The organism is Mesorhizobium sp. M0037 (genome assembly GCF_040323635.1).
Classification (GTDB): Bacteria; Pseudomonadota; Alphaproteobacteria; order Rhizobiales; family Rhizobiaceae; genus Mesorhizobium.
Genome location: NZ_JAMYVB010000040.1, coordinates 1 through 10,257, shown reverse-complemented (window position 1 = coordinate 10,257; position 10,257 = coordinate 1). Strand labels below are relative to the sequence as shown.

Annotated in this window: 12 protein-coding genes; all 12 read left to right on the top strand. The window is 62.9% G+C overall.

Annotated elements, in window-relative coordinates; translation table 11 throughout:
* Positions 1-186 precede the first annotated feature (186 nt).
* Positions 187-1,614 (top strand): tyrosine-type recombinase/integrase, encoded by a 1,428-nt coding sequence (locus tag NKJ78_RS30560; protein ID WP_352562809.1) that lies wholly within the window; start codon positions 187-189, stop codon positions 1,612-1,614.
* Positions 1,611-2,381 (top strand): hypothetical protein, encoded by a 771-nt coding sequence (locus NKJ78_RS30555; RefSeq protein ID WP_352562808.1) that lies wholly within the window; start codon positions 1,611-1,613, stop codon positions 2,379-2,381. Before NKJ78_RS30560 ends, NKJ78_RS30555 begins: the two co-directional genes overlap by 4 nt.
* Before the next feature lie 99 nt (positions 2,382-2,480).
* Positions 2,481-2,774, top strand: coding sequence for a hypothetical protein (locus NKJ78_RS30550; protein ID WP_023701335.1), 294 nt, complete (start codon positions 2,481-2,483; stop codon positions 2,772-2,774).
* Between the two features lie 106 nt (positions 2,775-2,880).
* On the top strand, positions 2,881-3,153 hold the full coding sequence (locus tag NKJ78_RS30545) for a helix-turn-helix transcriptional regulator (RefSeq protein ID WP_023701334.1): 273 nt from the start codon (positions 2,881-2,883) through the stop codon (positions 3,151-3,153).
* Positions 3,153-3,512, top strand: coding sequence for a hypothetical protein (locus NKJ78_RS30540; RefSeq protein WP_352562807.1), 360 nt, complete (start codon positions 3,153-3,155; stop codon positions 3,510-3,512). Before NKJ78_RS30545 ends, NKJ78_RS30540 begins: the two co-directional genes overlap by 1 nt.
* Positions 3,509-5,092, top strand: a complete 1,584-nt coding sequence (locus NKJ78_RS30535) for a TOTE conflict system archaeo-eukaryotic primase domain-containing protein (RefSeq protein ID WP_352562806.1) — start codon at positions 3,509-3,511, stop codon at positions 5,090-5,092. Before NKJ78_RS30540 ends, NKJ78_RS30535 begins: the two co-directional genes overlap by 4 nt.
* 447 nt (positions 5,093-5,539) lie before the next feature.
* Positions 5,540-6,148, top strand: a complete 609-nt coding sequence (locus NKJ78_RS30530) for a hypothetical protein (RefSeq protein ID WP_352562805.1) — start codon at positions 5,540-5,542, stop codon at positions 6,146-6,148.
* A complete protein-coding gene (locus NKJ78_RS30525; protein ID WP_198029311.1) occupies positions 6,145-6,906 on the top strand; it encodes a hypothetical protein in 762 nt (253 codons plus the stop codon). The genes NKJ78_RS30530 and NKJ78_RS30525 overlap by 4 nt, the downstream gene beginning before the upstream one ends.
* Before the next feature lie 297 nt (positions 6,907-7,203).
* The gene (locus NKJ78_RS30520; RefSeq protein WP_352562804.1) at positions 7,204-7,365 is read left to right on the top strand and encodes a hypothetical protein; all 162 of its coding nucleotides are present in this window, start codon (positions 7,204-7,206) and stop codon (positions 7,363-7,365) included.
* A gap of 2 nt (positions 7,366-7,367) precedes the next feature.
* Positions 7,368-7,775 (top strand): hypothetical protein, encoded by a 408-nt coding sequence (locus NKJ78_RS30515; RefSeq protein WP_352562803.1) that lies wholly within the window; start codon positions 7,368-7,370, stop codon positions 7,773-7,775.
* On the top strand, positions 7,775-9,322 hold the full coding sequence (locus NKJ78_RS30510) for a terminase large subunit domain-containing protein (RefSeq protein WP_352562802.1): 1,548 nt from the start codon (positions 7,775-7,777) through the stop codon (positions 9,320-9,322). Before NKJ78_RS30515 ends, NKJ78_RS30510 begins: the two co-directional genes overlap by 1 nt.
* An 11-nt stretch (positions 9,323-9,333) precedes the next feature.
* Entirely contained in the window at positions 9,334-10,050 is a 717-nt protein-coding gene (locus NKJ78_RS30505; protein WP_352562801.1) for a hypothetical protein, read from the top strand.
* The last annotated feature ends 207 nt before the right edge of the window (positions 10,051-10,257 follow it).

The following is a 10,257-nucleotide window of genomic DNA, read 5'->3' as shown; positions in this document are numbered from 1 at the left end:
CCGCCGTGAGAGCGCTGTTTCTCGGTATCTCTGGAAGCCTGCGCTAGCCCGTATTTTCCTCGGCAAAGCCTTATCATGCAAGGAAAGTATGAAGCAGCGACTAGCGGGGGCTAGCCGCAGCCCGCCCCGGCATTATATACTCCGAACTTACCGGAAAGTTGCCGGGCGAGCGCGGAGACAAGACATATGGCTAGAAAGGTAAGATCCACAGAGCTGGACACGCGGGCGGCGCGCAACAGGCTGCCGACCGGGGAGGCGGTGCACTGGAGGAGCATTGTGCCAAAAGGCAAGCTGCACCTCGGGTATCGGCGGCGACTGAAGAAAGACCCCGGTGTGTGGATCGTTCGTCGCTGGGTGGGCAAGTCGCCTGACTGCACAAACGGCTATAAGAAAACCACGCTGAAGGGCGTGGCGGACGACTATCAGGACGCGAACGGTACGGACGTGCTGTCCTTCGCCGATGCGCAGCGCCTTGCCCACGAGGTAGCCGACCGTGCCGCAGCGCCGTCCGTGCAGACCTCCCCTGCGACTGTGGCCGGTGTGGTCAAGGTCTACACCGACGGCCGCGACAGGCGCGAAGCCGGTCGTCAGGGCCGCGCGGTGCGGTCCGACGCCAGCCAGCGGCTGGGCCGATATGTCGTAGGATGGGAGCCGGCGACGGCAGGTGGCCGCAAGGCCATTGCGCCCGCGCCTCTGGCCGCTGTGAGGCTCGCCGACCTGTCCGAGGCCGACCTTAAGCGGTGGCGCGCCGCCCTCCCCGGCAGCCTCCGGGCTACGACCGTGCGCAGGCTGTGCTCCGACCTCCATGCCGCGCTCAAGGCTGGCTACGAGGCGAGCCGGGCGGACCTGCCCGCCTCCCTGCTGGCGACCATAAGCTACGGCCTGAAGGCACCCGCCACCGACGACGACCATGCCGAGACTTCTTCCCGCGACGACCAGATCCTGTCCGACGCCGAGCTTGCCCGACTACTTGCGGCTACCCGCGACATCGACACCGAGATGGGTTGGGAGGGGGACCTGTGGCGGATGATCCTTGTACTGACGGCGACCGGGGCGCGGTTCTCGCAGGTAGTCCGCCTCCGCGTCCGCGACTTCCAGCCCGATATCGGCCGGCTGATGGTCCCGGTCAGCCGCAAGGGAAATCGGTCGAGGCAGAAGAACTCCACCCACGTGCCGGTTCCGGTCGGCGCCGACGTGGTGGAGGCGCTTCGCCCTGCTGTGGTCGGCCGCGCGGCCGACGCGCCCCTGCTGGAGCGCTGGCGCGTCGTCCAGGTCGGCCCGGCTCGGTGGGAGCGGACAAGCCGGGGGCCGTGGCTTGGTGCGTCAGAGCTTACGCGGCCCTTCCACCTGATCCGCGACAGGGCCAAGCTGCCGGCCGCGATACCCTACTCGCTGCGGCACACGTCCATCGTGCGCGGCATCCGGGCCAACCTGCCCATCCGCCTTGTGGCCGCCACGCACGACACGTCCGTAGGCATCATCGAGAAGCACTATAGCAAGTTCATCGTCACTGGGCTGGAAGACATGCTACGTGCGGCTATCGTACCGCTGGTTCCCCCGGCTAGCGCCGGGGAGAATGTTGTGTCCATCGAGCAGGCGCGGGTGGCGAAATGAGCAAGAAGCCAGAAGCATTCAGCAGCAATCGGTTCATCTGGGAGGCGGGCGACCTAATTTCGGTGGGCGAGGAGACGCAGCCGTTCGATACTCCGTCGTCATCGTTCGAACACGGCAGGAAGCCGCCGCTGCCGGAAGGTAAGATGCCAGCGCCGAAGTTGGAGGCAGCGGTTCGCGATCTCGCCGAGTGGCTGCGTCAGGAGGCGGATCGCCAGTTGGACGAAGCACTCATCCCCGAGTTTCAGGCCGGCCAGAAGTCCGCCGCTGAAATCGACGACGGGCTCGTCCAGGCTGCCATAGACGGCCTGCCAACGATATACGAGGACGAGAAGGCAGCAATTCTTGACGGCAATGCTAATCGGCTTCGGGGCGAGCCTGATCCTTGGCGGGGTATGATTCGTTGCCTGAGAACAGGCGCGGCGACGGCAGAGTTCTTGCGAGCGCTTGCTGTTCTCATGGAGGCCAATGTGCTCCACCAGAGAGCAACGGCAACCAAGACCTCAATCGAACAGGCGCTTCGCGACCGAGCCCTAGTCTACACAGCAATCATCGAGAGGGCATACTCGCCGAAGCCGAACCAGAGCGAGCGATGGGCCAAGGCAGTCATAGTTCACGAAGAGCGGCGCATTGGCGAAAGCCCGGAACAGGCGACCACCCGTGTCTACAATGACCTAGGCCGTTTCGACCTCAAGGCGGCCAAGCGTAAGGCCAGCATAGACGCCGCCATCGAGCGGCTGCGAAGTTGCCGGGTCGTACCCCGACCGTAGTCTCGTTCGCGCGCGCTAAGCGCGCGGGCGTGAAGCGCTAGCCCAGAGCGACCATCCTTTTACGTGTGCAATTCTGCACACACAAAAGGAGATGTCTGCATGGCATATACCGACCCGTTCCGTGTGGCTGAGTACACCATGATTATCCTCTACGACCTGTACAAGGAGCGCGACGAGGTACTTCGGCGATTTCACGCGGTCTTCCCCGAGGAGCGCTGGGAGTACGCGAAGCTCACCGATGCAGCGCTCTGGCATTGCGTAGAGATAGCCGCGCCGCCGTTCCACATCACCGCTGCCGCTAGCCGTTGGCGCGCATGGGTTGAAGCAGTGTCTCTCGTGAGCAAGAACGGTCAAATCCGCTTCTTGGCGGTCGCGTCGAACAGCGACGACTGATCTAATCTCAACCAAGTTAAAAGCTCCGCGCGCTTAGCGCGCGGGGCTAACTCTCGGCGCCTGCGAAAGCTTATACTAGCCGCAGGAAAGCAAAGGAGCCACCATCATGGACAATGTACTTAAGGAAGCGTCCGACCGCGACGGATACACCATCCCGGAGTTCTGCCGCAGATTCGGAATCTCGACTCCCACCTACTACAAGATGCGCGCCGCCGGAGAGGGGCCGCGCGAGATGCGCAAGGTGGGCTCGGTGGTTCGCATAAGCGCCGGCGCAATCGCCGACTGGGTGCGCGAGGGCGAAGCTTCCGCCGATGCCGAGGCCCACAGGGCCAAGCTGAAGCAGCGGTCGCAGTTCGCCACTTCCGGGGGCGCGCGCTGATGCCGCGCCCACCTAGCAGCGATGCCAGCCTGAGCCCGGCGCAGCGCCTGTGCGGCGTTCGCCCCGACGCTGCCGAGCGCTGCTGGAAGTCGGCCTACCTCCACGGACTACCCCGGCCCTACGTCGTGAGCGCAAGGGTGGTGGGCACCGGAGCCGAAGCCATCTGCGAGTTGGAACTGGAAGACCACGGCACCGTCAGGATGCGGGCCGCCGACGTGACCTGCTACCGAAAGTTCCAGGCCCGCTGCGCGGAGACGCTGTTCCTCGTGTTCGGCTGGGTCGATCACGGCAGCTGGATCTATGGCCTGCTCCGGGCCCTGTGCGAGACGGCTGGGCGAGATGCGGAGGGGCGGCCATGAACGCTATGTCCCAGCCAGAGGCCGCCAACCCCTTGATTGACAAGGCGGCAAGTTTCCATGACGTGTTCGCCGGGTCGGACGAGAAGCATGGCAAGTACCATGGCCCCTTGAGGCTCGTCGGCGACAAGATGGAGATGAAGGACGCCGGCGGAAATGGCGCGGTGACAGTGCCCGGGCCGGCAACCGCCGAGCTGTGGCGGCTGCATCTAGACGGCACTGTTCCGCTGGGCGTTCATCCGCTGCGCAGCGACGGGATGTGCCGGTGGGGCGTTATAGACCTCGACGGCAAGGACGTGGACGGCGGGTACGCCGGCATCAACCATGCCGATCTTGTCGGCGCTTGCGCGAAGGAGGGGCTACCCCTTGTGATATGCCGGTCGAAGTCGGGCGGCGCTCATCTATTCCTATTCCTTGCAGACTGGACGCCGCAGGCCTCTGTCGGCCGGGCGCTGACCCACATGGCTGTGCGGCTTGGTTATCCCGATGCCGACGCATATCCGCCATCGCAAGGCGTCGGCAACTGGATCAACATGCCGTACTTCAAGGGCGAAGAGTCCGATCGCTACTGCGTCAAGAAGGGTCGGCCGTTAGGTATCTCGGTTGCCGAGTTCATCGACTGGGCCGAGACCAACAAGGTATCGGCGAGCCAGCTGGCCGAAATCGCCCGACCTAAGCGAGAGAATAGGCTCGACACCGACGGGCCAGATCGCGCGAATCGCGAGCTGATGAAGCTCTGCTTAGAAATCGCTGGGCAGCGCGACGGGGGCCGGGGCGTGTTGCTGAACAAGCATGCCTTTAAGATGGGGACCATGGTCGGCGCTGGCTGGATCGGTGAGGAGGAAGTGTTCGCCGCGCTGCTTCGCGCAGCTTCACAGGACAGCGTCGATCCACTCCCTCTCGGGCAGGTGATGGGCCACATCAAGAATGGCCTGGAGGCCGGCCGGGAAAAGCCCGCCGAGGACGACGCTGATGCCGACCGATACCCCAAGATCGATCAGCTGGTAGTCTGGACCGGCGGCGACGAGGCGGAATGGGAATTCAGGCTCGCCGGCTGGCCGCCTGTGCAAATGACGGTGCGCGAGGCCATGAACTTCCGCCACTTCAACACCCGATGCGCAGCGGAGGGCATTGGCCCTTTCCGGCCCCTGAAGGAGCTTCCGTGGAACGACCTTCTGGCCGAGGCTCTGCGTGGCGCTGAGGTGCGCGAGATACCACAGGACGAGACGGTGGAGTTTCAGTTCCAGGAGATGCTGTACAATTTCCTGTTCGACCGACACCACGGGACATCGATGGACGACGCTCTGACCGGCCGACCGGTACACGACGAAGATGCCGACAGAGTCTACTTCAAGGTCGCCGGGTTAAGGGACCATGCCTGCAGGACCAGCGGCGAGTTCCGCCATGCCACTGCGCACAAGCTGGGAACCATGCTCAATGGCATCGGCGGTCCCACCGATCAAGGCAAGACCACAAAGAAGATTAAGGGCAAGACCGTGGAGCTTCGCTGGATGCGCATGTCCCTGTTCGACAAACAGACGGAGCCGCTGTCGGTACCGCCTGTGCCGGGGGAGCCCATATGAGCCAAAGCAGAGAAAAGCCGTGCTGGCTGCAACTCGGCTTTGCTGCAAACCCTTGCAGCGCCTCGTATAACCGTATGCGTAAAGCCGAAAAGCCCTTAAAGCCGTTAGCTGTACGCGCGACTATAGGTGCAGCCTTATACGCGCGCCTTTAGGCTTTTCGGCTTTAACGAAAAAAAAAGCGGGCGCAGACCCCCCGGTAGCGGGGCGGCCGGTAGGCCGCAAGTCGGCCGTCGCGCCGCCTGCCAGCCCCGCCAGCGCCTTCGGACGGGCGGCGGCGTAAAAGGGGCGGGCCGTAAACCGGCGAGGGCTGGCGCGGCGAGCAGCTAAGTACACGGCCTTGAGCCACAATTCTTGTGATAAACCCAATTTCGAGGTGCGCAAACATTGTTGCCTAATATGTAAGCAGATATTGTTCTGCGTTGATTTGGGTTGGTCTGAGGGGCTGAAATGACTGTCAAATTGCGAATAGATTTGAGTCAAGGGATTCTCGAAGTGGAGGGCGAAGAAGACTTTGTGCGTGAGATCCACAAAGAGTTTCAAAGCTATGCCAGCAAGCCCCTCCCCGGGGCAACTAGTCGTGCTGCACCTGAGAAAGAGGAGGGGGAGGGGGAGGATAGCTCGGAAGCTGTCAACACGGATCAACAGCAGCCCCTCAAAAAGCGTAAGCAAGCTAGGAAGCAAAAGACGACTGTAGACGGACAGGCTTTAAAGAACAAGGCTGGATCATATCAGCCAGCGGTGATGAAGGAGTTAAAACTTGATGGCTTGAAGGAATATTATCAGGTTTACGATCCAATTTCGCATCAAGAGAAGGTTTTGATATTTGGTTCATACTTTAAAGAAGAGAAAAATCTTCCTGTTTTTACGGCAAACCACCTGTTCACGTGCTACAGAGTTCTTAACGAAAAACCCCCTGGTGCTTTTCTTCAAGCAATTCGTGATACTAGCGCCAAGAAAAGTTGGTTAAATTACGTCGATACCGACAACATCTCTGTCGTGCACATTGGCGAAACTTATTTGGCGCATGACATGAAACGGAAAAGTGACGCGAAATGACAAGCCCTGCCGAGCGCTTTTATAGTTCTATCTCTGCGGTCGGCAGCCTGACTCAAGCAAGACTGATCGACCTGTTCGCGTATTTTGTGCAGGAAGAGCTTGGAAATGAGTCAATAGCTCCCCTGGACATAAAGAATGCATTCGAGGTCTGCGACCTGACGGTTCCTGCTCGGATCGCCGCACATCTGTCGGAACGATCGAAGGGCAGGAGCCCTAGCTACATCAAGACAAGCGCCGGCTATCGGCTCACACGCCAGCTTAAAGACGAATTAGCGACTCAGCTTGGTGCCGAGATTCACACCGTCCAGATACCAGCGGAACTTAGAAAGTTGGAATCTCAGCTACCTGAGGGGCCACGAAAGAAGTTTCTTGGAGAAGCGTTGGACTGCTTCGGTGTCGACGCGCACCGGGCTACAATGATCATGATGTGGTTGCTTACACTCGACCATTTATTCGAGTTTATCCTTGCCAAACATCTACCGGCTTTCAATGCCGTTCTGGCCAAAAATACTGACAGGCGGGTACGGATAACAAGCGTAGCCGCACGCGACGACTTTGCTGAAATTCCCGAGGGAAAATTCATTGAGTTTTGCCGATCGGCGGGGATAATATCGAATGATGCGCGCAAGATTCTGGATGACAAACTGGGTACCCGAAACTCGGCAGCCCATCCATCGACCATCAGTTTTACACGCGCCAAGGTCGTCGACTTCGCCGAAGATTTGTTCAACAATGTCATGCTGAAGTATCCGCTCTGACGATCGGTCCGCTCCGCCCGATTTCCCGACGAGATCGCTGCGCGTCGCCGAAAGACGCGCTTCCGCCCGCCTAGGGCGGAAACCCGCTGTCCACGTTACTCCGGATTAGCCAAGCATATCATAGGCTTACAAAGCAGCAGGCGCTATATTAGTTCCGACAGATAATATATCGGAGCAAATATGCCCCCTGCAAAGCAGCCCTATAGGCGTAGCACGCCGGGCACATCGCCACCGGGTGTTCCCCCGGTCGCAAAGACCAACGGAATCACCGAGGCCCACTTCATCAGAATCAGGTCGATGGTCGGCACCGGTGTGTTCCGCGACGGAATGACCGTGGGCGAGTATCTGCGGGCTGCGCGCTCGCGCGACGTCGCCATCCGCCAGATTGCCAGCAGCCTGCAGACCAAGGCCATCAGCATCGAGGAGACGTTCGTACCGGCCCCGGAGGCAACGGAATGAGCATGACCGTTCTTCCCTCGTCGGGCGTGAAGCCGGTCTACACTGACATCGCCCGCACCCGCGTCACCAATGGTCGCGACCTGCTGCCGGGGGTCGACGGCCGGACCCACTGGGCGCGGCGTATGCGCGATCTGATCGCGCTGCATATATCCGACCTTGGCGGAGCCCAAGCCTGCAGCGAGGCCGAGAAGAGCATCGTCCGCCGGGTGGCAACGTTGACCATCGAGATGGAGAAGCTGGAGCAGCGCTTCGCCAACGCCGCACCGGACCACATCTCGCACCCCGACCTCGACATGTACCAGCGGCTGGCCAACACCCTGCGCCGGCTGCTGGACATGGCCGGCCTTCAGCGCCGGTCGCGCGACATCACTCCGACAATCGAGCAGTACATGAGCGGCGGGACTGGCTGATGAACACTGCGCCCATGAGCATTGCCGCCGCCTGCGCCGACCCGAACCTGTTCGGCAAGTGGTTTCGCCGCCGAGAGACTTGGGAAGTCTGGTTCGCCTTCCTTGCGGCGCTGTTCGGCCTTCCGATGGACGAGGAGCAGGCCGAGCTGTACCGCCGCCACACCGGCCGCACCGCCCCACCCACGGCGGCGGCGTCCGAGGCATGGCTGGTAGTCGGCCGGCGCGGCGGCAAGAGCTTCGTCATGGCGCTGGTGGCCGTGTACCTGGCCTGCTTCCGCCAGTACCACCAGTATCTTCAGCCGGGCGAGCGCGCCACGATCCTCGTGATCGCCGCCGACCGAAAGCAGGCGCGAACCATCATGCGCTACGTCGACGGTCTGCTGAGCAACATCCCGATCCTCAGGTCGATGGTGCTGAACCAGACAAGCGAGTCGGTCGACCTGAACAATGCCGTCACCATCGAGGTCGGCACCGCTTCGCACCGGTCGACGCGCGGCTACACCTTCGCCGCCGTGCTGTGCGACGAGATTGCCTTCTGGCGAACCGACGACAGCGCCGAGCCCGACTATGCCATTCTCGACGCCATTCGGCCCGGCATGGCCACGATCCCGGGTGCGATGCTGATATGCGCCTCCAGCCCATACGCCCGGCGCGGCGCGCTGTGGGATGCCTTCCGGCGTCACTGGGCGGCCGAGGGCGCACCGCTGGTCTGGCGCGCCGCTACCCGGGAGATGAACCCATCGGTGCCGCAGTCGCTGATCGACGAGGCGACCGAGCGAGATGCCGCATCGGCCCGCGCCGAGTACATGGCCGAGTTCCGCGCCGACATGGAGATGCTGCTGACCCGAGAAGCCGTCGCCGCATGCGTCTCCCCCGGCATCCGCGAGCGCGGGCCGACGCGCCGGGGCAGGTACTTTGCCTTTGTCGATCCGTCCGGCGGCAGCGCCGACAGCATGACGCTGGCCATCGCCCACTGCGAGGGCGACGACGTGATCCTCGACGCGGTGAGGGAGGCGGTGCCGCCGTTCTCGCCCGAGGCGGTCGTTGCCGAGTTTGCGCAGCTGATCCATTCCTACGGCGCCAGCGAGGTGACCGGCGACCGCTACGGCGGCGAGTTCCCGCGCGAGCTTTTCCGGCGCCACGGGATCAGCTACCGGCTGGCCGACAAGACCCGATCCGAACTCTACCTGTCGCTGGTGCCGGCAATGAACTCCGGCAGGGCAAGCCTGCTCGACCTGCGAAAGCTGGAAGAGCAGCTAGTCGGCCTGGAGCGGCGCACCAGCCGGGGAGGCCGAGACATCGTCGACCACGCACCCGGCGCGCACGACGACATTGCCAACGCGGTGGCGGGCGCTGTCGTCGGTGCGCTGGGTGTCGCCTCTCGGCCACGGGCGGCGACAGGGTCAGTCGGCTACGACGGGGTCCTTCACTTTAAGACGGCCGAGTCGCCCGGCCGGTCGTGGCATCGCGGGCCCGGCATCAGCGCCGAGGACGGCAAGCCCATCGTCGCCAAGCAGCTGCCGCCCCTCAGGCTTCACGTCAACTAGGAGATAGACCCATGCCAGCACCAATGAAGGACAGGGACAACGTTCCCGTCAGCATCCACGAGGAGATGATCGCCCGGCACTATGCGCGCGATCCGGAGACAAGGGAGGTCGTGGGAGACCCCACCATCGGCCTGATGTACGACGCAATGCAGGCGAGCCGCCTCGCCACCGAGAAGGCCAAGCGGATTGCCGCCGCCGTGATGGCCAACGAGATGGTCACGGTCCCGGCGCGCCACCGAGAGGTGAAGGACAAGGGCTGGCGCGCCGTGGAGCCGGGCCTACGCCAGCTGGACGCCGCAAGGGCCGCTGCCGTCAAGGAGATCGACCGACTGGCAGCGCTGACCAGCGCGCCGCCCCGGCCGACTACCCCGGTCGACGTCATGCTCGCCAGCGAGGTGCGCGCCCGGTTCGCCTCCATGAACGACAAGCAGCGCGCCGCCGCGCTGGCCGCCGCAGTGGCCGACGACACGGTCGTCGCCGCTGTGCTCAACGGTCCTGCAATGCTGTCCGGCATCACCGCCGAGGCGATGGAGATGCTGCGCCATCGCTGGCGCAGTGAGCGCCACGGCCCAGACGTGGACCGGATGCAGCGGCTAGGCCGCGCGGTCGAGGACATCGAGCGCGCCGGGCAGCTGGTCGTAAGGTTCTACACCGGCCTGAGCAGCAGCGAGGTTGTGGAAAGGGCCGAGGCGTCAGAAAGGGCGGTGCAGGAGGCTCTCCGCGCCTGACAGACGCTGCGCCGGGGATATCTCCTTCCCTACGGCGCGCGATGAGCGGGCCGTCTGTTCATGGCTGGTCAGGCGGCCCGCGACCATATTATACCGAAAGTAGTACCGACGCCCGACACCCGCGCTGGCGGTTTAGTCTAACTACTTGGTATTTAAGGTGAATTCCTGGTACGCCCAAGGGGAATCGAACCCCTGTTCCCGCCGTGA

Coding starts and splice junctions, on each gene's coding strand:
- NKJ78_RS30560 (WP_352562809.1), top strand. CDS start 187: ATGGCTAGAAAGGTAAGATCCACAGAGCTGGACACGCGGGCGGCGCGC.
- NKJ78_RS30555 (WP_352562808.1), top strand. CDS start 1,611: ATGAGCAAGAAGCCAGAAGCATTCAGCAGCAATCGGTTCATCTGGGAG.
- NKJ78_RS30550 (WP_023701335.1), top strand. CDS start 2,481: ATGGCATATACCGACCCGTTCCGTGTGGCTGAGTACACCATGATTATC.
- NKJ78_RS30545 (WP_023701334.1), top strand. CDS start 2,881: ATGGACAATGTACTTAAGGAAGCGTCCGACCGCGACGGATACACCATC.
- NKJ78_RS30540 (WP_352562807.1), top strand. CDS start 3,153: ATGCCGCGCCCACCTAGCAGCGATGCCAGCCTGAGCCCGGCGCAGCGC.
- NKJ78_RS30535 (WP_352562806.1), top strand. CDS start 3,509: ATGAACGCTATGTCCCAGCCAGAGGCCGCCAACCCCTTGATTGACAAG.
- NKJ78_RS30530 (WP_352562805.1), top strand. CDS start 5,540: ATGACTGTCAAATTGCGAATAGATTTGAGTCAAGGGATTCTCGAAGTG.
- NKJ78_RS30525 (WP_198029311.1), top strand. CDS start 6,145: ATGACAAGCCCTGCCGAGCGCTTTTATAGTTCTATCTCTGCGGTCGGC.
- NKJ78_RS30520 (WP_352562804.1), top strand. CDS start 7,204: ATGGTCGGCACCGGTGTGTTCCGCGACGGAATGACCGTGGGCGAGTAT.
- NKJ78_RS30515 (WP_352562803.1), top strand. CDS start 7,368: ATGACCGTTCTTCCCTCGTCGGGCGTGAAGCCGGTCTACACTGACATC.
- NKJ78_RS30510 (WP_352562802.1), top strand. CDS start 7,775: ATGAACACTGCGCCCATGAGCATTGCCGCCGCCTGCGCCGACCCGAAC.
- NKJ78_RS30505 (WP_352562801.1), top strand. CDS start 9,334: ATGCCAGCACCAATGAAGGACAGGGACAACGTTCCCGTCAGCATCCAC.